General features: G+C 62.9%; 26 protein-coding genes. 17 read left to right on the forward strand and 9 right to left on the reverse strand.

Going from position 1 to position 25216, the window contains the following annotated elements; translation table 11 throughout:
• Positions 1–328: 328 nt before the first annotated feature.
• The 3 genes from GWE18_RS05235 to GWE18_RS05245 all read left to right on the forward strand — a co-directional run bounded on the left by GWE18_RS05235 (position 329) and on the right by GWE18_RS05245 (position 3176).
• Positions 329–1534, forward strand: coding sequence for a TrmJ/YjtD family RNA methyltransferase (locus GWE18_RS05235; RefSeq protein WP_275185144.1), 1206 nt, complete (start codon positions 329–331; stop codon positions 1532–1534).
• Positions 1535–1694: 160 nt separating this feature from the next.
• Positions 1695–2327: a DUF1326 domain-containing protein gene (locus GWE18_RS05240; protein ID WP_275184748.1), complete on the forward strand. Its 633-nt coding sequence runs from the start codon at positions 1695–1697 to the stop codon at positions 2325–2327.
• A 51-nt stretch (positions 2328–2378) separates the two neighbouring features.
• Positions 2379–3176 carry a DUF2182 domain-containing protein gene (locus GWE18_RS05245; protein WP_342804225.1) on the forward strand — a complete coding sequence of 266 codons (798 nt, stop codon included), beginning with the start codon at positions 2379–2381 and terminating at the stop codon, positions 3174–3176.
• Positions 3177–3182: 6 nt separating this feature from the next.
• Here the strand turns inward: GWE18_RS05245 and GWE18_RS05250 are convergent, their stop codons facing one another.
• Positions 3183–3833, reverse strand: a complete 651-nt coding sequence (locus GWE18_RS05250) for a TetR/AcrR family transcriptional regulator (RefSeq protein ID WP_275184749.1) — start codon at positions 3831–3833, stop codon at positions 3183–3185.
• 227 nt (positions 3834–4060) lie between these two features.
• Between GWE18_RS05250 and GWE18_RS05255 the strand changes: the two genes are divergently transcribed.
• From GWE18_RS05255 to GWE18_RS05270, 4 genes are all read left to right on the forward strand, one after another.
• The gene (locus tag GWE18_RS05255) at positions 4061–4603 is read left to right on the forward strand and encodes an OsmC family protein (protein WP_275184750.1); all 543 of its coding nucleotides are present in this window, start codon (positions 4061–4063) and stop codon (positions 4601–4603) included.
• 33 nt (positions 4604–4636) lie between these two features.
• Positions 4637–5758 carry an acyl-CoA dehydrogenase family protein gene (locus GWE18_RS05260; RefSeq protein ID WP_275184751.1) on the forward strand — a complete coding sequence of 374 codons (1122 nt, stop codon included), beginning with the start codon at positions 4637–4639 and terminating at the stop codon, positions 5756–5758.
• A gap of 52 nt (positions 5759–5810) precedes the next feature.
• Positions 5811–6689 carry a sulfurtransferase gene (locus GWE18_RS05265; RefSeq protein ID WP_275184752.1) on the forward strand — a complete coding sequence of 293 codons (879 nt, stop codon included), beginning with the start codon at positions 5811–5813 and terminating at the stop codon, positions 6687–6689.
• Between the two features lie 229 nt (positions 6690–6918).
• The gene (locus tag GWE18_RS05270; RefSeq protein ID WP_342804226.1) at positions 6919–7464 is read left to right on the forward strand and encodes a hypothetical protein; all 546 of its coding nucleotides are present in this window, start codon (positions 6919–6921) and stop codon (positions 7462–7464) included.
• 96 nt (positions 7465–7560) lie between these two features.
• Here GWE18_RS05270 and GWE18_RS05275 read toward each other — a convergent pair whose 3' ends face one another.
• Entirely contained in the window at positions 7561–8028 is a 468-nt protein-coding gene (locus GWE18_RS05275; RefSeq protein ID WP_275184753.1) for a GNAT family N-acetyltransferase, read from the reverse strand.
• A gap of 142 nt (positions 8029–8170) precedes the next feature.
• Positions 8171–10093, reverse strand: a complete 1923-nt coding sequence (locus GWE18_RS05280) for a sigma 54-interacting transcriptional regulator (RefSeq protein WP_275184754.1) — start codon at positions 10091–10093, stop codon at positions 8171–8173.
• Positions 10094–10260: 167 nt separating this feature from the next.
• Here GWE18_RS05280 and GWE18_RS05285 point away from each other — a divergent pair, with 167 nt between their 5' ends.
• From GWE18_RS05285 to cynS, 4 genes are all read left to right on the forward strand, one after another.
• Complete coding sequence (locus GWE18_RS05285; protein ID WP_275184755.1) at positions 10261–11643, forward strand: CmpA/NrtA family ABC transporter substrate-binding protein; 1383 nt, start codon at positions 10261–10263, stop codon at positions 11641–11643.
• Positions 11644–11851: 208 nt separating this feature from the next.
• Positions 11852–12691, forward strand: a complete 840-nt coding sequence (ntrB, locus tag GWE18_RS05290) for a nitrate ABC transporter permease (protein ID WP_275184756.1) — start codon at positions 11852–11854, stop codon at positions 12689–12691.
• 4 nt (positions 12692–12695) lie between these two features.
• A complete protein-coding gene (locus GWE18_RS05295) occupies positions 12696–13622 on the forward strand; it encodes an ABC transporter ATP-binding protein (protein ID WP_275184757.1) in 927 nt (308 codons plus the stop codon).
• 63 nt (positions 13623–13685) lie between these two features.
• Complete coding sequence (gene cynS / locus GWE18_RS05300; RefSeq protein WP_275184758.1) at positions 13686–14174, forward strand: cyanase; 489 nt, start codon at positions 13686–13688, stop codon at positions 14172–14174.
• Between the two features lie 139 nt (positions 14175–14313).
• Here the strand turns inward: cynS and GWE18_RS05305 are convergent, their stop codons facing one another.
• Positions 14314–15114 carry an isocitrate lyase/phosphoenolpyruvate mutase family protein gene (locus tag GWE18_RS05305; protein WP_275184759.1) on the reverse strand — a complete coding sequence of 267 codons (801 nt, stop codon included), beginning with the start codon at positions 15112–15114 and terminating at the stop codon, positions 14314–14316.
• Between the two features lie 128 nt (positions 15115–15242).
• Between GWE18_RS05305 and GWE18_RS05310 the strand changes: the two genes are divergently transcribed.
• The gene (locus GWE18_RS05310; protein WP_275184760.1) at positions 15243–16151 is read left to right on the forward strand and encodes a LysR family transcriptional regulator; all 909 of its coding nucleotides are present in this window, start codon (positions 15243–15245) and stop codon (positions 16149–16151) included.
• Positions 16152–16288: 137 nt separating this feature from the next.
• Here GWE18_RS05310 and GWE18_RS05315 read toward each other — a convergent pair whose 3' ends face one another.
• Positions 16289–16612: a DUF1476 domain-containing protein gene (locus GWE18_RS05315; RefSeq protein WP_275184761.1), complete on the reverse strand. Its 324-nt coding sequence runs from the start codon at positions 16610–16612 to the stop codon at positions 16289–16291.
• A 317-nt stretch (positions 16613–16929) separates the two neighbouring features.
• Here GWE18_RS05315 and purC point away from each other — a divergent pair, with 317 nt between their 5' ends.
• Positions 16930–17697: a phosphoribosylaminoimidazolesuccinocarboxamide synthase gene (gene purC / locus GWE18_RS05320; RefSeq protein WP_171708996.1), complete on the forward strand. Its 768-nt coding sequence runs from the start codon at positions 16930–16932 to the stop codon at positions 17695–17697.
• 31 nt (positions 17698–17728) lie between these two features.
• A complete protein-coding gene (gene purS / locus GWE18_RS05325; protein WP_057848565.1) occupies positions 17729–17971 on the forward strand; it encodes a phosphoribosylformylglycinamidine synthase subunit PurS in 243 nt (80 codons plus the stop codon).
• A 25-nt stretch (positions 17972–17996) separates the two neighbouring features.
• Here purS and GWE18_RS05330 read toward each other — a convergent pair whose 3' ends face one another.
• Positions 17997–19013, reverse strand: a complete 1017-nt coding sequence (locus tag GWE18_RS05330; protein ID WP_275184762.1) for a CorA family divalent cation transporter — start codon at positions 19011–19013, stop codon at positions 17997–17999.
• Positions 19014–19162: 149 nt separating this feature from the next.
• Between GWE18_RS05330 and purQ the strand changes: the two genes are divergently transcribed.
• Positions 19163–19864, forward strand: a complete 702-nt coding sequence (gene purQ, locus GWE18_RS05335; RefSeq protein WP_275184763.1) for a phosphoribosylformylglycinamidine synthase subunit PurQ — start codon at positions 19163–19165, stop codon at positions 19862–19864.
• A gap of 8 nt (positions 19865–19872) precedes the next feature.
• Positions 19873–20838, forward strand: a complete 966-nt coding sequence (locus GWE18_RS05340; RefSeq protein WP_275185147.1) for a tripartite tricarboxylate transporter substrate-binding protein — start codon at positions 19873–19875, stop codon at positions 20836–20838.
• 83 nt (positions 20839–20921) lie between these two features.
• Here GWE18_RS05340 and GWE18_RS05345 read toward each other — a convergent pair whose 3' ends face one another.
• The 3 genes from GWE18_RS05345 to GWE18_RS05355 all read right to left on the reverse strand — a co-directional run bounded on the left by GWE18_RS05345 (position 20922) and on the right by GWE18_RS05355 (position 22804).
• Positions 20922–21257: a hypothetical protein gene (locus GWE18_RS05345; protein WP_275184764.1), complete on the reverse strand. Its 336-nt coding sequence runs from the start codon at positions 21255–21257 to the stop codon at positions 20922–20924.
• A gap of 130 nt (positions 21258–21387) precedes the next feature.
• Positions 21388–22332 carry an EamA family transporter gene (locus tag GWE18_RS05350; RefSeq protein WP_275184765.1) on the reverse strand — a complete coding sequence of 315 codons (945 nt, stop codon included), beginning with the start codon at positions 22330–22332 and terminating at the stop codon, positions 21388–21390.
• Positions 22322–22804: a PaaI family thioesterase gene (locus tag GWE18_RS05355; protein ID WP_275184766.1), complete on the reverse strand. Its 483-nt coding sequence runs from the start codon at positions 22802–22804 to the stop codon at positions 22322–22324. The genes GWE18_RS05350 and GWE18_RS05355 overlap by 11 nt, the downstream gene beginning before the upstream one ends.
• A gap of 162 nt (positions 22805–22966) precedes the next feature.
• On the opposite strand from GWE18_RS05355, the gene purL reads away from it, so the two are divergent.
• Complete coding sequence (gene purL, locus GWE18_RS05360) at positions 22967–25174, forward strand: phosphoribosylformylglycinamidine synthase subunit PurL (RefSeq protein WP_275184767.1); 2208 nt, start codon at positions 22967–22969, stop codon at positions 25172–25174.
• Positions 25175–25216 lie beyond the last annotated feature (42 nt).

Consider the following 25216-nt stretch of genomic DNA (forward strand, 5'->3'; position numbering starts at 1 on the left):
AGCACCGCAAACCGGCCGGCGGAAGCCAAGCCGTTATGCACTTTCAGCCCATCCTTTAGATTAGATTGCTGCCTGGGTCGCCGTCTCCGCCACCACGTACCAGGTCACGAACAGGCCGGCCGGCAGGCTGGAGCCGTGCGCCAATTTGGCAAATTAGGCTTCCTTGTAAGGCTTTGATCGAACGTTCAGAAATCTTGCGGACGAATTATTTTACTTGAGAAAATCTCTCCGGCAGGCAATCGAGTAATGCCCTGGCGAGGTGTTGAATCCGGCTGTTCAGAACCCGATTCAAAATCTTCAGAAGCTGAATCAGAAAGTGAACTTGAGAATGTCCGGTTCGGGCACCGATAAAACCAAGTCTGGTTGGGACTTAGCCGGACCCGTTGTGATCCTCGTCGAGCCGCAGCTCGGCGAGAATATCGGCATGGCCGCGCGCGCGATGGGCAATTTTGCGCTGTCGCGTCTGCGGATCGTCAATCCGCGCGACGGCTGGCCGAACATCGCGGCGCAGCGGGCAGCGGCCGGCGCCGACCAGATTCTGGAACAGGCCCAGTTGTTCGACACGGTCGAGCAGGCGGTCGCCGACCTGACCTTGCTGTTTGCCACCACCGCCCGCGCCCATGACCAGGCCAAGCCGGTGGTCGCCCCGGCAGAGGCGGCGGCCGAGATCGTGGCCCATGTCGGAGCCGGCGGCGGGGCCGGCATCATGTTCGGCCGCGAGCGCTACGGCCTGCAGAACGAGGAGGTCGCGCTCGCCAACCGGATCATCACCTTTCCGGTCAATCCGGGCTTTGCCTCGCTGAACCTGGCGCAGGCGGTGCTGCTGATCGGCTACGAGTGGTTCAAGCTTTCGACCGGCGGCGCCTTGCCGTTCGCGATGCCCGAACGCTCCGAGCCGGCCTCGCAGCACCAGATGCAGGCCTTCTTCGACAATCTGGTCCGGGAACTCGACAAGGTCGAATTCCTCCGCCCGCGGGAGAAGCGGGAGACCATGCTGGTGAACCTGCGCAACATCTTCACCCGGATGGACCCGACCAAGCAGGACATGCACACCCTGCACGGGGTGGTGATGGCAATTGCTGAGGGCCGTAAAGGTCCAGCCAAGGGCGGCGTGCTGGACGGCGAGCAGGCGACAAGGCTGCGGGCGCTTCTCGCGGAACACGGGCAGGGGCCGGCGGTGCCCGGCGACAGCTCGACCGTGCGCGGGCTCGCCCGGCTGCTTCGCCGCAACCCGACCGACGCCGAACGGATCCTGTGGCAGGCGCTTACCCGCGACCGGCGCTTCGCCGGCCAGTTCAAGCGCCAGACCCCCGTCGGCCGCCATATCCCGGACTTCGTTTCGTTCGTGCACCGGCTCGCGATCGAGCTGGTCAATCCGAACGAGTCGGAGGCCATCGTCGCCGACCGCGCCAACCGGACGGCGTGGCTGGAAGCACGCGACTATCGCGTGATCGAAATGAAGGTCGCCGATGTCGAGCGCGATCTGGCGATGGAACTGGCGCGGCTGGAGGCCAGCCTGCGTGAGCTGCCGTAGGGTGGGCAAAGGCGCGCCAGGCGCCGTGCCCACCATCTATCCACACCGCTGATTGCATGGTGGGCACGCTGCGCTTTGCCCACCCTACGATCGCTGTCCCTCGGCGCGCAACCGGAGTAAGCTCGGCCGTCCAATCGAAAACGCAACGCGGAGGTGTGCGATGGCGACATCTGACTGGCGTCTCGAAGGCGAATGGATCAAGAACTGCAATTGCGCGTTTGGCTGTCCGTGCGATTTCAATGCCCTGCCGACCGAGGGCAATTGCAAGGGCATGGTCGGCATGCGGATCACCAAGGGGCATTTCGAGAAAACCAAACTCGACGGCCTGGTTTTCGCGGCGACCGTTGATTTTCCCGGCGCGCTGCATGAGGGCAATGGCCAGTTGCAGCCGATCATCGACGAGCGCGCCACGCCCGAACAACGCGAAGCGCTGTTCAATATCATGTCGGGCAAGAACTCCGCCGAAGGCACGCTATTCCAGATCCTCAGCCTGATCGTGACCAAAATGCACGAACCGTTGTTCGTGCCGTTCGAGTTTTCGTTCGACAAGAACGGCCGGGTTGCGCGTGTCGTAGCGAAGGGCGTGCTGGAGACCGAGGTCGAGCCAATCAAGAATCCGGTGACCGGCGCGCCGCACCGCATCCAGGTCGTGATGCCCGAAGGGTTCGAGCACCTAGCGGCCGAGGTGGCCTCAGCCAACATCCGCTCGACCGGCGCCATAAAATTCGAAACCAAGGGCACGCACAGCTCGCTGGCGAATGTCGTTCAGACGCCGGAGGGTGTCGCGGCCTAGCGCCGCACCCGAATCCAACACTACGTGCCGCTCCAGCAGCGGGGTGGATTCATGATGAGGACCTCGGCGCTCGAGCAGACCCTGCGGTACGATCGCCTGATCGTGGCAATCGGAATAGCCACGGTGGTCGCATTCTCCTGGTCCTATCTGCTTGCCGGCGCCGGCATCGACATGAGCATGGCTGACATGCCGATGGACCCGGAGCCGTGGTCGTTGGCCCAGGCATGGCTCATGTTCGCGATGTGGTGGGTGATGATGGTCGCGATGATGGTGCCCAGCGCAGCCCCCATGGTCCTGCTGTTCGCCGCCATCAAGCGCAAGCAAGCGACCGCGGACAGTCCCGTTATCGCAAGCTGGCTCTTTCTCGCCGGCTATCTCGTGATCTGGGCAGGCTTCAGCCTCATCGCGGTCTCGCTGCAGTGGGGACTTGATCAGGCCGGGCTGCTGTCTGGCATGATGGCGAGCACCAGCAGCGTGCTCGCCGGGATCATCCTGCTCGCCGCCGGGCTTTATCAGTTGACGCCGATCAAGCGCGCCTGCCTTCGCTACTGCCAGAGCCCGTTGCTGTTCCTCTCGAGCTACTGGCAACGCGGCGCCATGGGCGCGCTGCGCATGGGATTCCGTCACGGCGCTTACTGCGTCGGCTGTTGCTGGTTCCTGATGGCGCTGCTTTTCGTCAGTGGTGTCATGAATCTCGCCTGGGTCGCAGCCGTCGCGATCTATGTCGCCTTCGAGAGGCTGCTGCCGCGCAGCGAATGGCTCAGCCGCGCCGCCGGCGTAGGGTTGATCGTGGCTGGCGGCGTGGTGCTTGCGCGCGCTTTCGGTGCCACGGCCTTCGCGTCTCTGTAGCAACCGTCAGACGGCGACCAGCTCGGCGGCACTGCCGGTCCGCTTTGGCTTCCTCACCTTCGAAGGCCCGAACAGATTGCCCGCGGCTAGGCCCGCAGTATCCGCGACGCCGGGATCGCGCGAGACCATGGCGGCGACGATGGCGCCGTCGATCAGCAACGCGAGTTGATGGGCGAGCACCTGTGGCTCCGACGCGCCCATTTCGCCGGCAAGCTTTTCGATATGCGCCAGGACCACTTTCTTGTGGCGCAGCGCGATGTTGCGGAACTGCTTTTGGTGCTTGTCGTGTTCGGCCACCGCATTGATGAAGGGGCAGCCGTAGAAGCGCTCCTCGGCGAACCAGCGCTTCAGGGCCGGAAAGATGCGCTTAAGCTTTGCCTGCGCATCGCCGCCGCCATCCTCCATCGCGCCGATGAACCATTCGCGCCACGCCTTGCCTTCGCTTTCCAGCACGGCGTTGACGAGGTTGGTCTTGGAGCCGAACAGTTTGTAGAGCGTGGTCTTCGCGGTGCCGGCTTCGTCGATGATCGCATCGATGCCGGTGGCGTTGATGCCGTTCTTGCAGAACAGATGCGTCGCCGCGTTGAGCAGGCGACTGCGCGCGGATTCTTCATCGCCCGCGGCGAGCTGTTTCTTCCTCGGAGCCGATTTACCCATGCCGCCAGTTAATCGAACCGCGGCGCAATCATCAAGCCGCATCTTTGCGTCGAAAGTAATCGCACTCAGGCGGCAATTGCACCGCGCGTGAGCAACGCGGCGCTGGTCAATTTCCGGGCAGGCATTGCTAAGCGGCGAGAGACGTTCGGCTTTTGATTTCGGCCGGTTCTGGCACGCTTCGTGCAGGAAACAGAACGTTCGGTATCCTACCCCAAGGGAGAGAAATGATGACCGCGGTTGCTCAAAAAACAGTGCTTACGGGCTGCCTGGCCCCGATCGACAAGGGTGGGCTGGAACAGCTCATCGCCAACGGCAAGGCCAATCCGAAGGTCATCAAGACCTTGAAGTGCAAGACGGTGGCGGAAGGAAAATTCCGGCATGCCAACTACATCCGCAACCTCGCGCCGTACATCGTCGACGAGCCGCCGGGCCTGCTCGGCGACGACACCGCGCCCAACCCGTCGGAGGCATCATTGGCCGCACTCGGCTCCTGCCTTGCGGTCGGCCTGCACGCCAACGCCGTTCACCGCGGCTGGATCGTCAACAAGCTCGAGCTCGAGCTTGAGGGCGACCTCAACATCACCGCGGTATGGGGCACCGGCGACGTCAGCGAGAAGCCGGTCGGCTTCACCGACGTCCGCGTCAAGGTCGAGATGGAATGCGAGGGCATTCCGAAGAGCGAGATCGACGCGCTGGTGAGCCACGTCAAGCAATGGTCGCCGGTCGCCAACACCTTCACCCGCCCAGTCAATCTCGAAGTCAGCGCGTAACTAGTCACAGCAGCACTGGTTGCGGAGGGTCTCATGGGTTCAATGGCAGCATCCCGGCTCGCGGTGGACGATCTCCCACCGGCATCGGTCGCCGATCAGGTCGGAACAATCGCGCGCAAAGAACTCGCCCCTTTGGCTGCCGGCATTGATGAAGGCACGGTCTACCCCGATGCGCTGCTGAGGCGTCTAGGCGAGGCCGGCGCATGGAGCAGCCACCAACCGGAGAATGGCGCAGCCGACTTGCGCTGCGCCATTCAATCGATCGCAGCGCTCGGCGAAGTCTGTGGCGCCACCGCCTTCATGGCGTGGTGCCAGGACACGCTGGTTTGGTACGCCGCGAATTCGAACAATCCGAAGCTCGTTGCAAAATACGCCGACAAATTCGCGAACGGGCAAATCCTCGGCGGCACCGGGTTGTCCAACCCGATGAAGAGTTTTTTCGGCATCGAGAAGCTGAAACTCAGGGGGCGCAAGGTTGAAGGCGGTTACGTCGTGCGCGGCGCGCTGCCCTGGGTCTCGAACCTCGGCGCCGATCATTTCTTCGGCACCATTTTCAAGCGCGAGGACGCGCCTGATAGCATCGTGATGTTCCTCGCCGATTGCTCAAACCCCGCGATCACGCTGCAGCCGTGCAAGCCGTTCCTGGCGATGGACGGCACCGGCACCTATGGCGTGCAGTTTCGCGACGTCTTCGTGCCGGACGAGTTGATCCTGGCCGAGCCGGCAGGGCCGTTCGTCAAAAAAATCCGCGCCGGCTTCATCCTGCTGCAGGTCGGCATGGCGCTTGGCCTGATCAAGGACTGCATCAACATCATGGACGAGGTCGACGCGCCCTTGAGCCATATCAATCGCTATTTGCCGCAACAGCCTATCCAGTTCCGCGAGCTCCATGCCGAGTTCGAGAAGGAGACCATGGCGCTAGCGCGCGATCCCTACAATACCGACGACAGCTACTGGCGGCGCGTGGTGGCGCTGCGGCTGCGCGCCGGTGATGCCAGCGTCGCGGCCGCGCATGCGGCGATGCTCCATTGCGGTGCGCGCGGCTATCTGAAGAGCCACCGCGCGCAGCGCAGGCTTCGCGAAGCCTATTTCGTCGCCATCGTCACGCCAGCCACCAAGCAGCTTCGCAAGATGCTGGCCGGCGACGAGCACTAAAGGGATTTCCGATCGACCCGAACCAGCAACCACGAAACAGGAGAGGCCTGCCATGACGGACGTTCTGATTACTGCCGGCGAACTCGCGGAATTCCTCAAGAAAGAGCCATGTGTCGTCATCGACACCCGCAATCCGGAAAGCTACGGCGCGGGGCATCTCGCTGGCGCCGTCAATGTCCATGAAATCTTCACGTACCTGGCGACCTCGACGCCGGAAGGCATTCACGAACTGAAAACGAAATTCGCTGATGCGTTTGGCGCTGCCGGACTTTCGGGCAAAGAGACCGCGGTCATCTACGAACAGTCGATGAATTCCGGCTTCGGCCAGTCCTGCCGCGGCTATTACCTTCTCACCATGCTCGGCTATCCCAAGATCAAGGTGCTGCATGGCGGCTTTGATGCCTGGGTGGCAGCTAGCCTGCCGGTGACCAAGGAGGTCCCGTCGCCGGTGAAGGCATCTTTCGCAGTCGTGCCCGAAGCCGGCGACATCCTGATCGACGCCAAGACCATGCTGGCGGCCGTCGGCAAGCCCGGTATCGCGCTGCTCGACGTGCGCGATATCGATGAGTGGATCGGCGAAAGCTCTTCGCCTTACGGGAAGGATTTCTGCCCGCGCAAGGGGCGTATCCCCGGCGCCGTCTGGCTCGAATGGTACCGCATGATGAAGCCGACCGCAGAAGGGCCGCGCTTCAAGTCCAAGAACGAAATCCTGGCGGAATGCGCCACCGTCGGCATCACCGAGAATACGCCGGTCTATCTCTACTGCTTCAAGGGCGCGCGCGCCTCCAACACGTTCCTCGCATTGAAGAATGCCGGCGTGAAGGATGTGCGGATGTATTTCGGCTCCTGGAATGAATGGTCGCGCGATCCCGCGCTGCCGATCGAGGAGGGCCTGCCGATGGAGGCCAAGCTCACCACCAAAGCGGCATAAGGACGCGTCATGTGTTGCAGTCTGATTCTAAGGAATCGGACTGCAGCCATGCGGCCTGCGACCTCGACATCATAGCGCGAGCTAATGGAACTGCGCCACAGCGCCGCTCTGGCGCTTCCGATATCCAGTGCGTATAATCGCGGCGCAGTTGGTGGTCGCGCGGATGTCGATGTTCTCACGCAGATTAGGTTTAGCGTTGGTCGTGGCGATGCTGTGCCTCGGCGGGCGAATGGCGGATGCTCAAACGGGACCGGTGAATTACTGGATCCCGGGCTGGCCGATGGGCTTCAGCGGCGATGCGGGCGAGAGCCCCAACGCTTACGGCAACTTTCCGAGCTTCGACTTCCGCGACGTCGGAAACGGGTCTTCCTATGCGCGGTACAATTTTTCGAACGGCTTTTTTGTCGGCAGCCAGCGCAGCAATCTGGCTTTCAACGGCCTCAGCCAGAGTGCGTTCGGCAGTTTCGGCTCGATCTATAGTGAAGGCGTGCAGTTCGGCTACAGCCTCAAGAACAGCGGCTTGCCCGTCACCTTTTATGCCGGATTCGACACGCTGAAATACAATACCGGCATCGGCGGCCCGTTCGCGCCGTTCGACTCCAAGTCGGGCACGCTGCCGATCTCCAGCGTCAATGCCGGTGTCGAATTCCAGGCGACATCGAATCTCAGCCTGTCGCTCGGGGTCGGCTACGTCCAGCAGTCGGGCCGGCTCGACAGCGAGTTCAATTCGCTGCCCGGCGCTTCGCCGTTTGCCATCGGCGGCCGCCGCTACTAGGGCGTGGATTCGTCATCAAGTCAGGTCCGCTTTACTCTCGGGAGGCGATGATCAAGCAACATTGACGCGTGTTTGGGCCAGTTTCGGACCTGACGGTCAGTCCGCAGGGTAAAGGTTCATCGCTAGTTTCGGCAACATTCTTCCCGGCACCGAGCCAGACGGCGCTTGGCCGACATCGTAAGCTCCCATCCTGCGGTAAAAGGGAGCCGCATCGGGATCCGCCTCGATTGTTAGTCGCGTGGCACCCAGCTTTTTCGCGACGTCGGTAGCCCAAGCGAGCAGCGCCTTACCCGTGCCGCTCCGAAGCGCGCCGGGCTCGACGAATAGTTTCAGCAAGTCAGCCTCATCATCGACGACTCTTAGCTGTGCAACACCGATTGGCTTGCCGTCATGTTCGGCAACCGCGATGGGTGTCAACTCCAAGTCGCGCGGTTCCAACGACAACTCGCCGCGACACACTTCCATGAACTCCACGTCGTAGCCCCAGACGGCCTTAGACCTGAAACACAGATCGGAAAGGACCGATAACTCATCAATCGTCGGCGGTCGGATTGTCAGAGCCAAGCTAATCCTCCTTCGACTTGAGGGAGCGGTGCAGCATTTCAGCTTGCCAATGTCTCTTGTGGGTCGTAGCCACCGATCACCGTCAAGCCGGGTGCCTTCCGCTTCGCCGTGGGAAGCCGACGTTTATGAGTACACGCCGTAACTAGCCAGCCAAGCCACGCATATTCGTAATTCCCAGCGCCTTGATGCGCGAGGCCAGCGTGGTCGGCTTGATGTCGAGCATCTCGGCGGCGCCGCCGGGGCCGAACACCTTGCCGGAACAGGCCTGAAGCGCGGCGAGAATGTTGGCGCGCTCGTGCGCGCGCATTTCCGCTGATGTCATGACGGCGCTCCCGGCCTCGGGTTTTGCGCGCGCCGAGCCGGCGGACGGAGGGGCGCCTGCGGCATCCGGCAGGTCGATACGCAGCCGGCCGTTCTGCGCCAGGATCGCCGCGCGCTCGATCACGTTCTGAAGTTCGCGGACGTTGCCGGGCCAGTCGTAGCGCGTGAGCCGCCGCGCGTCGCCCTCCGACAATCGAAGCTCGGACTTCAGCGCCTTGCTCTCGCGGTTGAGGAAATGCTGCGCCAGCAGCGGAATGTCCTCGCGCCGCTCGCGCAGCGGCACCGATTCCACCGGGAATACGTTGAGGCGGAAATAGAGGTCCTCGCGAAACCGGCCGCGCTGCACCTCCTGCTTGAGATCGCGGTTGGTGGCGGCGATCAGGCGGACGTCGACCGCGCGGGTGCGTTCTTCGCCGACGCGTTCGAAATTGCCCTCCTGCAGCACCCGCAACAGCTTGCCTTGCAGTTCAATCGGAATTTCGCCGACCTCGTCGAGGAACAGCGTGCCGCCGTCGGCGAGCTCGAAGCGGCCGATGCGGTCTCGCATCGCGCCGGTGAAGGCGCCTCTGATATGGCCGAAGAATTCGCTCTCGAACAGTTCGCGCGGGATCGCCGCGCAATTGACCCGGATCAGCGGCCGGTCGCGGCGGCTGCTCGCCTCATGGATGGCGCGCGCGATCAGCTCCTTGCCGGTACCGGATTCGCCCGTGATCATCACGGCTGCCGTGGTCGGCGCCACCAGCTTGACCTGCCGCAGCGTCTTCTGGATCGCCTCGCTCTGGCCGATGATGCCGCGCGGGTTGGTCTCGATGCGGATTTCTTCCTGCAGGTAAGCGTTTTCCAGCTCCAGTCGCTCGCGCAGGCGATCGACCTCGGCAAGCGCGGCATGCAGCTTCTCGTCGGCCTCGCGTCGCTGGCTGACGTCACGGAACACGATGACCGCGCCGACCACCACGCCGCGGTCGCGGATCGGCGTCGAGGTATATTCGACCCAGACCGGCGTGCCGTCCTTGCGCCAGAACACCTCGCCTTCGACCTGGTGCACGGCGCCGTCGCGAAACGCCGCGTAAATCGGGCAGTCGTGATCGGGATAATGCCGCCCGTCATGATGGGTGTGATGAACGATCGGGTGGATTTCCTTGCCGACCAGTTCTTCCGCCGCCCAGCCCAGCATCCGCTCGGCGGCCGGATTGACGAAGGTGGTCTTGCCTTCGGCGTTGACGCCGTAGATGCCTTCGCCGGCGGCGCGCAGGATGAGCTGGTTTTCCCGTTCGATGTCCTGGAAAACCCGCTCGACCCGCTGCCAGGTCGCGATCCCACCGCGCATGTGGTCTTCTGCCGCCGCGTCGACATAGCGTCGGCGGCGCGCGTCGAGATCGCTCATGGTGAGCAGCACCAGCGAGCGGCCATCCTGCGGCAGCAGCGAGCCGGCATATTCGAGGCGAAGGCTTTGTCCGGTGGCGTGGCGCGGGGTCAGCGCATTGGTCCAGTACGCGCCCTTGTCGAGCACGGCCTGGGTGAACACGATCAGCGCGGGCAGTTGTCCGCTGTGCAGCGTGCTGACCTTGGTCTGCCGCAAAAGAGCGCGATCGTAGCCGAGCAGGGTACAGGCGGCGGGATTGGCGTCGAGGATCAGGTCGGCGTGGGGATCGAACAGCAGTGTCGGCTCGACGGCGAACTCGAACGCTGTGGCGCGCAGTTCGACGTCCTGCGGTGGGGCGGTTGAACCGAGGGCAAGATCCATCCGGTCGATACTCCGAAATATCGTAATTCGACTACGAGTTTTCGTGTAACACGAATTTTCGTAGCCGCCAATGTCAGCAGAATCCCTGTGATCTCAAAGCTGTCGCCGCAGAACCGCGCTGGCATGTGCCTTGCTTAATTAGGGGGCAACGTCGCGCAGGAGGTCTGATGTCTACCTTCGACAATCCATTCGATCCCAATCGCCGTCTTCACGCCGGCGGCTGCTCTTGCGGCCAGCATGTCAGCGAAGCCGAGCATCAGGCCGCCCAGTTGCAGATCCAATCCGCCATCGAAAGCGAGCAGAAGCGCTACGAAGGCGTGATCGCCTCCGCGGTGATGCGCGCGATGTTCCCTCAGGATGTCGCCCGGCGCGCGTTCCTGAAATCGGTGGGCGCGGCAACCGCCGTGGCGGCCGTGTCGCAATTCTTTCCGCTCAAGACCGCGACCGAAGCATTCGCAGCTGGCGGGCCGCTCGAGAAGAAAGACCTCAAGGTCGGCTTCATCCCGATCACCTGCGCAACGCCGATCATCATGGCCGCGCCGATGGGGTTCTACGCCAAGAACGGGCTGAACGTCGAAGTCATCAAGACCGCCGGCTGGGCGGTCATTCGCGACAAGACCATCAACAAGGAATACGACGCCGCGCACATGCTGTCGCCGATGCCGCTCGCCATCACCATGGGCGCCGGCTCCAACCCGATCCCCTACACCATGCCGGCGGTCGAGAACATCAACGGGCAGGCGATCACGCTTTCGGTCAAGCACAAGGACAAGCGCGATCCGAAGAGTTGGAAGGGCTTTAAGTTCGCGGTGCCTTTCGACTATTCGATGCACAATTACCTGCTGCGCTACTATCTCGCCGAGCACGGCATCGACCCCGATACCGACGTGCAGATCCGCGCGGTGCCGCCGCCGGAAATGGTCGCCAATCTGCGCGCCGACAATATCGACGGCTTCCTCGGGCCCGATCCGATGAACCAGCGCGCGGTGTTCGACGGCGCAGGCTTCATCCACATCCTGACCAAGGACATCTGGGAAGGCCATCCGTGCTGCGCGTTCGCTGCCTCGAAGGAATTCATCACGGCGATGCCGAACACCTATGGCGCGCTGCTCAAATCGATCATCGAGGCGACCGCCTTCGCGCACAAGGCGGAAAACCGCAAGCAGATCGCGGAGGCGATCGCGCCCGCGAATTATCTGAACCAGCCACAGATCGTGCTGGAGCAGATCTTGACCGGCACTTTCGCCGACGGTCTCGGCAACATCGTCAAGCAGCCGAACCGCGTCGATTTCGATCCGTTCCCCTGGCAATCCTTTGCCGTGTGGATCATGACCCAGATGAAGCGCTGGGGTCAGATCAAGGGCGATATCGACTATGCCGGCATTGCCTCGCAGGTCTATCTCGCCACCGACGCCGCCAAGCTGATGAAGGAAGCCGGGCTGACGCCGCCGACGACAACGACCAAGAGTTTTTCGGTGATGGGCAAGACCTTCGATCCCGCAAAGCCTGAGGAATATCTCGCTAGCTTCAAGATCAGGAAGGCGTCGTGAGGGCAGGGGCGCAACTACGTTTGCCGCTGTTACGTTTGCCGCCGTCGTCCCTGCGAAAGCAGGGACCCCAGCGCGAGCGCGAATTGCGTTCGTCGCGGAGCCGTGCCCCCTCATTTAGGCAGTATGTCAGACGCCTTCTTTCACCACTAGGGCCGCGGATTATGGGTCCCGGCGTTCGCCGGGACGACTCGATGAGAGAGCCTGGCCAATGACCTTCTCCCTTCGCTTCCGCGCAGCCGTCGTCTCGATCGTGCTGTTCGCGGCGTTCCTCGGCATCTGGCATCTCGCCACGCGTGGAACGGGCGCTGTGGCTAACATGACGCCGGAATACGCCAAGCTGATGGGACTGACTGCGACCGCCGGCAAGTCGGCGATGCCGGGTCCATTAGATGTCGGCGCCAAATTGTGGGAGCACCTCAAGCAGCCGTTCTACGACAACGGTCCGAACGACAAGGGCCTCGGCATCCAACTCGGCTACTCGATCGCCCGCGTCGGCCTCGGCTATTTTCTCGCCGTCATCGTGGCCATTCCGCTCGGCTTCCTGATCGGCATGTCGCCTTTGATCAGCAAGGCGCTGGATCCCTTCATCCAGGTGCTGAAGCCGATTTCGCCGCTCGCCTGGATGCCGCTCGCGCTCTACACCATCAAGGATTCCTCGATCTCGGCGATTTTTGTCATTTTCATCTGCTCGGTGTGGCCGATGCTGCTCAACACGGCGTTTGGCGTCGCCGCCGTGCGTAAGGAATGGATCAACGTCGCGCGCACGCTCGAGGTCGGCACCATCAGGCGCGCCTTCACGGTGATCCTGCCGGCGGCGGCACCGACGATCCTCACCGGCATGCGGATTTCGATCGGCATCGCCTGGCTCGTGATCGTCGCAGCCGAGATGCTCGTGGGCGGCACCGGCATCGGCTACTTCGTCTGGAACGAGTGGAACAACCTTTCGATCACCAACGTCATCATCGCCATCCTGATGATCGGCATCGTCGGCATGCTGCTCGACCAGATCCTGGCGCGGTTCACGCGCATGGTCACGTTCCCGGAGTGAGGCGATGACCGACAAGTTCATTTCCATCGAAGCGATTGCGCGGCGTTATCCCGGCGCGGATGGCAAAGAGACCACCATTTTCGAGGATCTCTGGCTGTCGATGAACCGCGGCGAGTTCGGCTGCGTGATCGGCCATTCCGGCTGCGGCAAGACGACGGTGCTCAACATCCTGGCCGGGCTCGACCAGCCGAGCGAGGGGGCCGTCATCGTCGACGGGCAGGCGATCGAGGGCACGAGCCTCGACCGCGCCGTGATCTTCCAGAGCCATGCACTGCTGCCATGGCGCACGGTGCTCGGCAACGTCGCCTATGCCGTGACCTCGAAATGGCGCAACTGGGATCGCGCCAAGGTGAAGGCGCATGCGCAAAAATTTATCGACCTCGTCGGTCTGACCGGCTCCGAGCACAAGCGTCCCTCCGAACTCTCCGGCGGCATGAAGCAGCGCGTCGGCATCGCACGGGCGCTGTCGATTACGCCAAAGATCATGCTGATGGATGAGCCGTTCTCGGCGCTGGATGCGTTGACGCGCGGCACGTTGCAGGACGAGGTCCGCCGGATCTGCCTGGAGACCGGACAGACCGCCTTCATGATCACCCATGACGTCGATGAGGCGATCTATCTCGCCGACAAGATCTTTCTGATGACCAATGGTCCCGGCGCCGTGCTGGCCGAGATCGTCGAAAACCCGCTGCCGAAGGATCGCGGCCGCATCGATCTGCACCGCCATCCCTATTATTACGCGCTGCGCAATCACATCGTCGATTTCCTGGTCAGCCGCAGCAAGACGTTTACGGCAACTGTCACTGATCACGATCCGCGCAATGTACCGATCGTGCGGCCGGGCAAGCCGGAGCTGGTGATTGCCGCAGAGGCAGAAGAGTCAACGCGGGCGTCATGGCCGGGCTTGGCCCGGCCATCCACGTCTTCCTGAACCGACCAGCAAGACGTGGATGCCCGGCACAAGGCCGGGCATGACGATTAGAAGGAGACCATCATGAAACGGGAAGACCTCACCGAGAAGCTGCTCGACATCAAGCGCGAGAAGGGCTGGAGCTGGAAACACATCTGCGAAAAGATCGGCGGCTATTCAGAAGTGCTGATCGTCGGCGCCATCATGGGGCAGATGAAGCTCACCAAGCCACAGGCCGCCAACGCCGGCGAGCTGTTCGGGTTGTCGAAATCCGAAATCGCGATGCTCAACGAGGTGCCGATGCGCGGCACCGGCACGCCGATGCCGCCCACCGATCCCTTGATCTATCGCTTCTATGAAATGGTGATGGTCAATGGTCCGGCCTGGAAGGCTCTGATCGAGGAGGAATTCGGCGACGGCATCATGTCGGCGATCGATTTCGACATGGCATTGGAGCGCGTCGCCAATCCCAAGGGCGACCGGGTCAAGATCACCATGTCCGGAAAATTCCTGCCGTATAAATATTACGGCGCCAGCGGGAATGTGCCGGAGTACGGATTCAAGGAGGAGTGACGTTAGCGCCGCGGCGCCGCGCTAACGTCATTCCGGACGACGCGAAGCGGCGATCTCAGATGCGCAATTGCGCATCGGGGAATCTCGAGATTCCGGGTCTGGTCCTTCGGACCATCCCGGAATGACGGGGAGAGACATATCACCCGAACGCAGCCCTCACTTCCCCGATCGGCGCCATGTCGCGCACATAAGTGAACGCCCCGCGGTCCTTCATCTCGCGGGCGCATTTCAGGAACGCCGCAAGCGCGTAGCGCTCCATCGCGCCGCCGACGCTGATGCGCTTGACGCCTGCGGCTGAGAGCTGATCGACCGTGAGCGTCGGGTCGGCAAAGCCCATCACCAGGTTGAACGGTTTTCCGACCGACGACACCACGGTGCGGATCGTGCCGATGTCGTACAGCCCCGGGGAATACAGGACATCGGCGCCAACGGCCTCGAACGCCTGCAGCCGCTTGATGGTGTCGTCGAGATCCTTGCGGCCGTGCAGGAAATTCTCCGCCCGCGCGGTCAGCGTGAAAGGGAAGGGCAGCGCGCGCGCCGCCTCGACCGCCGCCTGTACGCGCTCGACCGCGAGCGAGAAATCGTAGATCGGCTTGCGGGGATCGCCGGTGAAATCCTCGATCGAGCCGCCGACCACGCCGGCCTCAGCCGCTCGCGTGATCGCCTTCGCCGCGGTCTTCGGATCGTCGGCGCCGCAATTCTCCAGGTCGGCGTTGACGGGGAGGTCGGTGGCCTCCGCAACCACCCGGCAGTTCTCGATGATGGCGTCTAAGCTAACGGTGGCGCTGCCGAGCGTGTTGGCAAGCCCCAGGCTCGTGGTCGCGAGCGCCTCAAAACCCATCGCGGCGAGCAGCTTTGCGGTGCCGGCGTCCCAGGGGTTGGGGATGATGAACGCGCCCCGCCGCGCGTGAAGTGCACGAAACAGTTCCGCCTTTTCCATCCTGACTGCGCATCGCTGGCTCCGTTGAATGTCCGCCGTTTTGGGTTGGCGGCGAAACTACCGGGCTATCGATCATCAGCCAAATTTGTTATTTCTCTGGATATCATCAGCTTTTTGCATGGACAAAAATGGACAGCGACGCGCTTCTCACCTTCCTGACAGTTCATCGCCGCGGCGGCATTTCGAATGCGGCAAAGGCGCTGCACCGCTCGCAGCCCGCGATCTCGCGGCGCATTGCATTGCTCGAGCAGGAGCTCGGCGTACCGCTGTTCGAGCGGATCGCGGGCCGCACGATGCTGAGCGATGCGGGAAAGGTGATGGTGCCTTACGCCGAGCGCGCGGTCGCCGCCGCCCAGGATGCGGAGAATGCGGTTCGCGCGCTGGCGCGGCCGAATTCAGGGCCGGTGGCGCTCGCGGTTGTCGGCACGCTCGCCGGCGGGCGGTTGTCGGCGATCTTAAAGCGCTTCGCGGCCGAGCATCCCGAGGTCGAATTGAGCCTGTGCACCGCGACCAGCGCCGAGGTCAGCGACATGATCCGGCGCGGCGAGGCGACCATAGGGCTGCGCTATGATCGCGATCGCTCGCGCGACCTCGACTGCGAATTGCTGTTCTCCGAGCGGCTGCAGGTCGTATGCGCGCTGGATCATCCGCGCGCCGGCCGCCGGGTCGCAAAGCTCGCCGATTTGCGCGGCGAGCGCTGGATCGCGTTTCCCGTGTTGCCGGGACGGCGCGAGATCACGGCCTCGCATGTCTTTGCGCTGTTTCAGACCCATGGCCTCGGTGAAATCGACTGGACGCCGGTCGACAGCCTGACCGCGCAGAAGCGCCTGGTCGAAGCCGGCCTCGGCATCGCGCTCTTGTCCGAGAGCAACGCGGCCGAGGAATTGCGACACAAGACGATCTCAACCATCGGCGTCGGTGACCTGAAGGCGAGCCACGACGTCGTCACGGTAACGCGCCGCGGCGGATTTTTGAGCGCAGCGGCGCGGCGATTGATGGAAATTGTTCGAAGGGAGTATCGGGGGACGCGGCTTTAGCGTTACCGCCCGTCATTGCGAGCGGAGCGAAGCAATCCATGCTGCCGCAAGTGGAGGAATGGATTGCTTCGTCGCTAACGCTCCCTTGCGCAAACGCTTCGCGTTTGTCGCAGGCAATGACGGGGAGGGAAGTGACGTCAGGTCCCCGCCTTCACCTGGGCGGCGGCCTGCGCCATCAGCTCGTCCATCTTGACGCGCACCTCGGCAGCGGTGACGGCGACGCCCTTGGCGGCAAGATCCTTCACCACCTTGTTCTGGACGTCCTGATCGCCGGCTTCCTCGAAGTCGGCCGAGACCACTTCCTTGGAATAGGCCGTGGCGGCATCGCCCGACAGGCCGAGCTTTTCGGCTGCCCAAAGTCCGAGCAGTTTGTTGCGGCGAACCTCGGCCTTGAACTTCTGCTCCTCGTCGAGGGCGAATTTCTTCTCAAAACCTTCCTCGCGCTTGTCGAAAGTGGTCATTCTTCGGTTCCAATCCCCGCAAATGGTAAACAAAGCCGCGTTGTCGCAGCCCGATCGCCTACCTAGATAGAGGGGGCGAATCGGTAAAACAACGGGCCGTTAGGCCGCAGGCAATCGGATAAGTTGGGCCCAATTGGGCCGGGTCGATTGTGCTGGATGGGCCAATCGGATAGGTTGCCATCAGGCGAGGTTCTTGTTCTGTTTCCGGTCGCTTAAGTTCAGGACCTGGCCTTCACGGCAGCTCCGTCGTGGTCGTAAACCCTTGTCATCCGGAGCACACCAATTTCATGGATTTCAACAAAACACGGTACATCCCAATGAGCCGTCGACGCCGTATTTATGAAGGCAAGGCCAAGGTCCTGTATGAAGGCCCGGAGCCGGGAACCCTGATCCAGCATTTCAAGGACGACGCGACCGCGTTCAATGCCAAGAAACACCAGGTGATCGAGGGCAAGGGCGTCCTCAACAACCGGATTTCGGAGTACCTGTTTCAGCACCTCAACGACATCGGGGTGCCGACCCATTTCATCCGCCGCCTCAACATGCGCGAGCAGTTGATTCGCGAGGTCGAGATCGTGCCGCTGGAAGTGGTGGTGCGGAACGTCGCGGCCGGCTCGCTCTCGCAGCGCCTCGGCATCGAGGAGGGCACCCAACTGCCGCGCTCGATCATCGAGTTCTATTACAAGAACGACCAGCTCAACGACCCCATGGTGTCGGAAGAGCACATCACCGCGTTCGGCTGGGCCACGCCGCAGGAAATCGACGACATCATGGCGCTCGCCATCCGTGTCAACGACTTCCTCACCGGCCTCTTCCTCGGCATCGGCATCCGTCTGGTCGACTTCAAGATGGAATGCGGCCGGCTGTTCGAGAACGAGATGATGCGGATCATCGTCGCCGACGAGATCTCGCCCGACTCGTGCCGGCTGTGGGACATCAAGTCGAACGAGAAGCTCGACAAGGACCGTTTTCGCCGTGACCTCGGTGGCCTGCTTGAAGCCTATACCGAAGTGGCGAAGCGTCTCGGCATTCTGATGGAGAACGAGCGTCCGGCCGGTACCGGTCCGGTGCTGGTGAAGAGCTGACGCAAATTAAAATTAGACTGGGGCAAGTCTCGTGAAGGCACGCGTTACCGTTACGTTGAAATCGGGCATTCTCGATCCGCAGGGCAAGGCCATCGAAGGCGCGCTGAAATCGCTCGGCGTCGATGGCGTCGCCAGCGTCCGGCAGGGCAAGGTGTTCGACATCGAATTGTCGGGCGCCGACAAGGCCAAGGCCGAGGCGGCATTGAAGGACGCTGCCGACAAGCTGTTGGCGAATACGGTGATCGAGAATTACCGGGTCGAGCTTTTGGGATGAGGATGTGAGCGGCCGGGCTTGCCGCTCACAGCCATCCCACGCTGCGGAAACGCCAATACAGTCCGCTGCAGGCGGTGAGCATCAGGCCCAGCACCAGGAAATATCCGTAGTCCCATTCCAGTTCGGGCATGTGCTTGAAATTCATCCCGTAGACTCCGGCCAATGCTGTCGGAACGGCGATGATGGCGAGCCACGAGGCCAGCTTCTTGGAGACCGCGGTCTCCTGGGCCTGGCCGACCAGAAGGCTTGCCTCGAAGGCGAACGCCAGCACCTCGCGCATTGAATCGGTGCGCTCCTGAACGGTCCTGACGTGGTCGGTGACATCGCGAAACAGCGCCTGCATCGTCGGACGCACCATCGGCAGGTTGTCGTGTTCGAGCCGGCGGCAGACTTCCACCAGCGGGCCGATCGCGTTACGGAGCCGCAACAGGTCCCGCCGCAGCATGTAAAGGCGTTCGACCTGGCTCCGTGTGATGGGATTGGCGAGCACGTCGTCCTCGATCGCCTCGACCTCCTCGTGGATCGTTTCCAGAACCGGGGAGTAATTGTCGACGATGAAATCGAGGATGGCGTAGAGAATATAATCCTCGCCCCGCGCGAGCGCGCGGGGACAGCTCTCGCAGCGTTCGCGCACCGGCGTATATGACGTCGATGCCCCGTGGCGCACCGAGACCAGATAGCCTTCGCCGACGAACAAATGGGTTTCGCCGAATGCGATCCTGCCCTGGATCAGTTGCGCGGTTCGCGCCACGATGAACAGGCCGTCGCCATATTGCTCGATCTTCGGCCGCTGATGCGCGTGGTTAGCGTCCTCGATCGCGAGATCGTGCAGGTCGAACTGCTTCTGTACGCTCTTCAGCAGCGCCAGATCCGGCTCATACAGGCCGATCCAGACGACGTGGCCGGGCTTGCTGCGCCAGCTCGAAGCCTCCTCGATGGCGATATTGGCGACGCGGCGGCCATCGACGTAAACACCGGCCGCGACGACGCCTTCGGACGTCATCGGTTCGGTCGCGGTGGTCGCCCGCGACGGGAGATTCATGGCTTCCATCCCTGAGCGATTGTTGTTGAGCACGGCTGCCGCGCAGGCCGTTTTGGCGACGCTAGCACTGGAAAAACCGGCGTCAAATGGTTATGTCTCCGGAGGGTCGGCGGTCTGCCGACGATTCTCGTTTCCAGCCGGGAACCGCCATGAAATCCGCCGTCCTCGTCTTCCCCGGAATCAATCGCGAGCGCGACATGGCGCGCGCGCTCAAACTCGCCTCGGGGCAAGAGGCTGCGATGGTGTGGCATGCCGACACTGCGCTGCCGAAGGGGACCGATCTGGTCGTCGTGCCCGGCGGCTTTTCCTATGGCGACTATCTGCGCTGCGGGGCGATTGCGGCGCGCGCGCCGGTCATGGACGCGGTGCGCAAGTTTGCCGGCGACGGCGGTCTTGTGCTCGGCGTCTGCAACGGTTTCCAGATCCTGTGCGAAGCGGGTCTGTTGCCCGGCGTGCTGATGCGCAATTCACGGCTGAAATTCATCTGCAAGGATGTCCATCTGCGGGTCGAACGCTCGGATACGCCGTTCACGCGCGGCTACAATGCCGGCCAGGTCATTCGCGTGCCGGTCGCGCATGGCGAAGGCAATTACGAAGCCGACGAAGAGACGGTGAAGCGGCTCGAAGGCGAGGGGCGGGTGCTCTACCGCTACTGCTCGGCCGATGGCGTCGTCGACGAGGAGTCCAACATCAACGGCGCCGCGGATTCGATCGCCGGCATCGTCAACGAGCGCGGCAATGTGCTCGGCATGATGCCGCACCCGGAGAACCACGTCGAAGACATCATGGGGTGCACCGATGGCCGCGGCCTGTTCGCGGGCCTCGCGGCACATCTGGAAAAAGCGGCGTGAAATCTTTCATGATGCGCTTGATGATGCGCTTGGCCGTTGCCGCTGCGGCCTTCTCGTTCGCCGCAACCGCCCACGCACAGGATTATCCCAAGCGTCCCGTCACCATGATCGTGCCGTTCGCGGCCGGCGGCACTTCCGACGTGATCGCGCGCGTGGTCGCCGAGGAGATGACCAAGTCGCTCGGGCAGCAGATCGTGATCGAGAATGTAGCGGGCGCCGGCGGCTCGACCGCGCTGGCGCGTGCGGCGCGCGCGGAAGCAGACGGTTACACCATCGCGATCGGCAATGCCGGCACCAGCGCTGCGACCTATACGATCTATCCGAAACTGCCGTTCACGCCGGAATCTTTCGTGCCGATCGCGGTCGTTGCCAAGACATTCGGCATCGTCGCGCTGCGCAAGGATTTCCCCGCGAAGAACCTGCAGGATTTCATCGCCTACGCGAAGAAAAATCCCGGCAAGGTCAATCTCGGCCATGCCGGCGTCGGCTCATCGAATTTCCTGATCTGCAAGAGCTTTGCGCAGGCCGCCGGCATCGACGTGACGATGGTCGGCTATCGCGGCGCGGCGCCGGCGCTGACGGACGCGATCGGCGGCCAGATCGACGGCGTCTGCGATTCAGCCGCCTCGGTGTCGCAGGCGATCGACGACAAATTGGTGCGGGGCGTCGTCGTCGGCTCGACGGTACGGCTTGCGACCTTGCCCGATCTGCCGACCTCGGCGGAGGCCGGTCTACCCGATTTCGAAGCGCAAGGCTGGAACGGGCTGTTCGCGCCAAAGGGCACGCCGCCTGCAATCATCGCGAAACTGAACGCCGCGGCCAAGGCTGCCGTCGAGAGCGAGGCCGTGAAGAAGCGCTTTCACGATCTCTCCACCGTCGCGCCCGACGCCAGCGAGCACGTGAGCGAAGTGCTGGGACAATTGGTGACGCGCGACGTCGAGAAATACAGAAAGCTGCTGGAAGAGAAGAAGTAGCATTTCAACGGCAGTAACACTCAGCGACAGTAGCACTCAGCGACCATGGTGAACGAAAAAGCCCCGCAATGCGGAGCTTTTTGTTACCTGCCGGTGGGCGAGCCGGGTGCTGCCGGCGCCAGGGTCGAGCCGCTGGGCGAGGGGTTGAGAAGGGTGTTCCCGGACGGATTCACTCCACTATTCCGGCCGGCCGCGGCACTGCCGGCGTTGTTGGTCATGCCGGTGTCGGGGGTGCCGGTCGCACCGCCGGTGGCCGTTCCGCTCGTGGAAGATCCCGTCGAAGATCCCGTCGTCGTGCCGCTCGTTGCCGCGCCTCCCGTAGCCGGACTTCCGCCTGCGGAGCCGCCAGTGGATTGCGCGAGCGCGCAAGTGCCCGTGAATGCCAGCGCTGTTGCCAATCCCAGTGTCGCAAGTTTCATGATTGCTCCTTTTCTTGCTGCGTAACGGCGCAACACGATGCGCTCGCATGCGTTCCAGCATGGCGATCACAGTTCATTGCTGTTCCGTCGAAGAAACCCGCGGCGAAAAATTGGCAGGCCGCGCTAGCCTTCATCCGTCTTTCGGTTTTACTCGCAAGCGGCCGATCCACTTCCTGTACTGGTCGCCCGGAATCGTCATCGCGGCGACGCCGGCCATGACAAGGACGAGGCCAAGCGCGAGATTTGCCGGCACGGATTCGCCGAGCAGTACCACCGACAGGCCGACGCCGATCGGAATGCGCAGATAACCCTGAGCGTTGGTGGTGAGCGTGCCGAGCCGCGTCAGGCACATGTAGAACAGCATCAGGCCGAATGCGCTCGAGAATATTCCCATCGCGGCCGTTGCAACCAGCGCCTCGGCCGTCGGCCGCAAGGTCCAGGGATGGTCTACGATCAGCGCGAACGGCAGCAGCACCGTGCCGCCGAACAATAGCGAGCCCGCGGCAACCACCATCGGGTCGTAGTCGGTCAGCCGCAAACCGAAGATCGTGGCGCATGCAAATGATATGGTGGCGATCAGGATGACGATCTCGGCAAGGATATTGGCATCGAGCGTTGAGAGCGCATCGAGGCCGATGATCGCGGCCGTTCCAACAAGCCCCAGAATGGCGCCGACGAGCTTGAGCAGCGTCGCCGGCTCGTGGCGCGTAATGCCCCAAGTGATGAGAAAGGCGAAGATCGGGGTCGTCGAGGCCAGCACCACCGTATTTGCCGCCGGCACATATTGCTGCGCCCAGGTGATCAGCAGGAACGGAAACGTCGAATTGATGGTCTGTTGCTGGGCGAACAACTTCCAGGCCCTGCCGTCCGTCGGCATCGGGATCCCGCGGATGCGCAGGACCACAAGCAGGAAGGCGGCCGCTATCAGCGAGCGCGCCGAGATGAAGGTGATCGGCGGGATCGAGCCGAGGCCGATCTTTGTCAGCGGATAGGTCGAACTCCAGCAGCACGCCAGCGCGAGCAGCAAGGCATAGTCGCGCCAGCCGCGACGGGCCTGTGGCGTGTCAGGTGGCAACGGCGCCGGCAGGCTTCTTCCACTTCACCCGCTTGATGGTGCCCGAGAAGGTGAACAGCGACCGCTCGCCCGATTTGAGCACGCCGCGCAGGAAGATCAGCGAGCCGCCGGCGCGGGTGATTTCGCCCTCGCATTCGACCAGTTCGCCCTCGCGCGCGGCGTCGAGAAACTCGCAGGCGAACGACACCGTGACGCCGGGTCCTTCCAGCACGGAAGAGGCGATCGCAAACAGGCAGTAATCGGCGAACGACATGAAGCAGCCGCCATGAACGTTGCGCTGGCCGTTGAGGTGCTTCTTCTCGACCCGGAACGCGCATTGCACGCGGCCGTTTTCGTCCATCCGGTGCCAGAACGGGCCGTTATGGGTCTCAAAACTGTCGCGGGTCCAGGTCCGCCAGCCGGCAAATTCGCCCTCGGTTTCGACATGCAGGTCGGGACGCTGGTGAAATGCATTTTTGGGGAGTTCGTTCACTAAAAATGGCCCTTCAATTGAGTATTTCAGCCCTTAAATCCGATCCGGGAACGATGTGCAAACGCCGATCCTACAAACCTCCCCCCGCAAAGCTCTGGACAGGGCGGAAATGCGCCATAAAAGGCCTTTTCGCACCCCCTCGATGTTCCTAAGAAGAGACCCATGAACGAGCCCCAGATTACCCCCGAACTTGTCGCCAGCCATGGGCTGAAGCCCGACGAGTATGAGCGCATCCTCAAGCTGATCGGGCGGGTGCCGAGTTTCACTGAGCTGGGGATTTTCTCGGCGATGTGGAACGAGCACTGCTCGTACAAGTCGTCGCGCATCCATCTGCGGGGACTGCCCACCAAGGCTCCATGGGTGATCCAGGGTCCCGGCGAAAATGCTGGCGTCATCGACATCGGCGACGGGCAGGCTGTGGTCTTCAAGATGGAGAGCCACAACCACCCGAGCTATATCGAGCCGTATCAGGGAGCGACCACCGGCGTCGGCGGCATACTGCGCGACGTGTTCACCATGGGCGCGCGGCCGATCGCCTGCCTCAATGCGCTCTCGTTCGGCGCGCCGGAACACCCCAAAACGCGGCATCTGGTTGCGGGCGTGGTGGCCGGCGTCGGCGGTTATGGCAATTCCTTCGGCGTGCCGACGGTCGGCGGGCAGGTGCGTTTCCACACCCGCTATGACGGCAACATCCTGGTCAACGCGATGGCGGTTGGCCTGGCCGAGACCGACAAGATTTTCTATGCGGCGGCATCAGGCGTGAACATGCCGATCGTCTATCTCGGCTCCAAGACCGGGCGCGACGGCATTCACGGCGCCTCGATGGCGTCCGCCGAGTTCGACGACGATTCCGCCGAGAAGCGGCCGACGGTGCAGGTCGGCGATCCCTTCGCCGAAAAGCTGCTGTTGGAGGCCTGCCTCGAAATCATGGAAAAGGGTTGCGTCATCGCGATCCAGGACATGGGCGCGGCCGGGCTGACCTGCTCGGCGGTCGAGATGGGCGCCAAGGGCGATCTCGGCGTCGATCTCAATCTCGATGCGGTGCCGACGCGCGAAACCGGCATGAGCGCCTATGAGATGATGCTCTCGGAAAGCCAGGAGCGCATGCTCATGGTGCTCAAGCCCGAGAAGGAGCAAGAGGCCGAGGCGATCTTCAAGAAATGGGGGCTCGACTTCGCCGTCGTCGGCTACACCACGCCGAGCAAGCGCTTCGTGGTCAAGCATGGCGGCGACGTCATGGCCGATCTGCCGATCAAGGAATTGGGTGACGAGGCGCCGGTGTATGACCGGCCGCATGTGCCGTCGGCAACCTTGCCGGTGGTGCAGGCGCGCGAGGTGAAGCCGCCGATCGGGATCATGCCGGCACTGGAAAAGCTGATTGCGACGCCCGAGCTGTGTTCGAAGCGCTGGGTGTGGGAGCAATACGACCACGTCATTCTCGGCAATACCGTGCAGCGTCCCGGCGGCGACGCCGCGGTCGTACGCGTCGAGGACGGGCCCAAGGGGCTCGCGCTTACCGTCGACGTGACGCCGCGCTATTGCGAGGCCGATCCGTTCGAAGGCGGCAAGCAGGCCGTGGCGGAAGCCTGGCGCAACATCACCGCGGTCGGCGGCCGTCCGCTGGCGATCACCGACAATCTGAATTTTGGCAATCCGGAACGTCCCGAAATCATGGGCCAGTTCGTCGGCTGTCTGAAGGGCATCTCGGAGGCCTGCCGCACGCTCGATTTCCCGGTCGTCTCCGGCAACGTCTCGCTCTACAACGAAACCAATGGTCGCGGCATCCTGCCGACGCCCTCGATCGGTGGCGTCGGCCTGCTCGACGATTTCACCAAATCCGCCACGCTGGCGTTCAAGTCGGCAGGCGAAGCCATCCTGCTGATTGGCGACACCCAAGGTTGGCTCGGACAGTCGGTGTACCTGCGCGATATCTGCGGCCGCGAAGAGGGCGCACCGCCGCCGGTCGATCTGGCTGCCGAAAAGCGTAACGGCGACGTGGTGCGCGGCATGATTCACGCCGGAACTGCGACCGCGGTGCATGATATTTCCGACGGCGGCTTGCTGATCGCGCTCGCCGAGATGGCGATTGCAAGCGGCATCGGCGCGCAGCTATTGGCCGCGCCAGCCTCGATGGTGCCGCACGCCTACTGGTTCGGCGAGGATCAGGCGCGCTACATCGTGACGGTGCCTGCGGCGGATGCCGGCCTGGTGCTGGCCAAGATGAAGGGCGCGGGCGTGCCGTGTGCGCGGATCGGCACCACGGGCGGCGATGCGCTTGCGGTTGCCGGCGAGGGCCAGGTGGCGGTGAGCGCGCTCAAGACGGCGTTCGAGCGCTGGCTGCCGGCCTATATGAGCGGCAAGGCGTCCTGATTTTGTAGCCCGGATGGAGCGCAGCGAAATCCGGGACCGCTG

Origin of the sequence: Bradyrhizobium sp. CSA112 (genome assembly GCF_029051645.1) — a bacterium.
Lineage (GTDB): Bacteria > Pseudomonadota > Alphaproteobacteria > Rhizobiales > Xanthobacteraceae > Bradyrhizobium.

What these genes read in the sequence shown, in the direction of transcription:
- GWE18_RS05265 (WP_275184752.1), top strand. Translation starts at nt 5,811, where the DNA reads ATGACGGACGTTCTGATTACTGCCGGCGAACTCGCGGAATTCCTCAAG.
- GWE18_RS05260 (WP_275184751.1), top strand. Translation starts at nt 4,637, where the DNA reads ATGGGTTCAATGGCAGCATCCCGGCTCGCGGTGGACGATCTCCCACCG.
- GWE18_RS05255 (WP_275184750.1), top strand. Translation starts at nt 4,061, where the DNA reads ATGACCGCGGTTGCTCAAAAAACAGTGCTTACGGGCTGCCTGGCCCCG.
- GWE18_RS05345 (WP_275184764.1), bottom strand. Translation starts at nt 21,257, where the DNA reads ATGAAACTTGCGACACTGGGATTGGCAACAGCGCTGGCATTCACGGGC.
- purL (WP_275184767.1), top strand. Translation starts at nt 22,967, where the DNA reads ATGAACGAGCCCCAGATTACCCCCGAACTTGTCGCCAGCCATGGGCTG.
- GWE18_RS05245 (WP_342804225.1), top strand. Translation starts at nt 2,379, where the DNA reads ATGATGAGGACCTCGGCGCTCGAGCAGACCCTGCGGTACGATCGCCTG.
- purC (WP_171708996.1), top strand. Translation starts at nt 16,930, where the DNA reads ATGAGCCGTCGACGCCGTATTTATGAAGGCAAGGCCAAGGTCCTGTAT.
- cynS (WP_275184758.1), top strand. Translation starts at nt 13,686, where the DNA reads ATGAAACGGGAAGACCTCACCGAGAAGCTGCTCGACATCAAGCGCGAG.
- GWE18_RS05315 (WP_275184761.1), bottom strand. Translation starts at nt 16,612, where the DNA reads ATGACCACTTTCGACAAGCGCGAGGAAGGTTTTGAGAAGAAATTCGCC.
- GWE18_RS05250 (WP_275184749.1), bottom strand. Translation starts at nt 3,833, where the DNA reads ATGGGTAAATCGGCTCCGAGGAAGAAACAGCTCGCCGCGGGCGATGAA.
- GWE18_RS05340 (WP_275185147.1), top strand. Translation starts at nt 19,873, where the DNA reads ATGATGCGCTTGATGATGCGCTTGGCCGTTGCCGCTGCGGCCTTCTCG.
- GWE18_RS05270 (WP_342804226.1), top strand. Translation starts at nt 6,919, where the DNA reads ATGGCGGATGCTCAAACGGGACCGGTGAATTACTGGATCCCGGGCTGG.
- GWE18_RS05310 (WP_275184760.1), top strand. Translation starts at nt 15,243, where the DNA reads ATGGACAGCGACGCGCTTCTCACCTTCCTGACAGTTCATCGCCGCGGC.
- GWE18_RS05280 (WP_275184754.1), bottom strand. Translation starts at nt 10,093, where the DNA reads ATGGATCTTGCCCTCGGTTCAACCGCCCCACCGCAGGACGTCGAACTG.
- purQ (WP_275184763.1), top strand. Translation starts at nt 19,163, where the DNA reads ATGAAATCCGCCGTCCTCGTCTTCCCCGGAATCAATCGCGAGCGCGAC.
- GWE18_RS05235 (WP_275185144.1), top strand. Translation starts at nt 329, where the DNA reads ATGTCCGGTTCGGGCACCGATAAAACCAAGTCTGGTTGGGACTTAGCC.
- ntrB (WP_275184756.1), top strand. Translation starts at nt 11,852, where the DNA reads ATGACCTTCTCCCTTCGCTTCCGCGCAGCCGTCGTCTCGATCGTGCTG.
- GWE18_RS05330 (WP_275184762.1), bottom strand. Translation starts at nt 19,013, where the DNA reads ATGAATCTCCCGTCGCGGGCGACCACCGCGACCGAACCGATGACGTCC.
- GWE18_RS05295 (WP_275184757.1), top strand. Translation starts at nt 12,696, where the DNA reads ATGACCGACAAGTTCATTTCCATCGAAGCGATTGCGCGGCGTTATCCC.
- GWE18_RS05285 (WP_275184755.1), top strand. Translation starts at nt 10,261, where the DNA reads ATGTCTACCTTCGACAATCCATTCGATCCCAATCGCCGTCTTCACGCC.
- GWE18_RS05240 (WP_275184748.1), top strand. Translation starts at nt 1,695, where the DNA reads ATGGCGACATCTGACTGGCGTCTCGAAGGCGAATGGATCAAGAACTGC.
- GWE18_RS05305 (WP_275184759.1), bottom strand. Translation starts at nt 15,114, where the DNA reads ATGGAAAAGGCGGAACTGTTTCGTGCACTTCACGCGCGGCGGGGCGCG.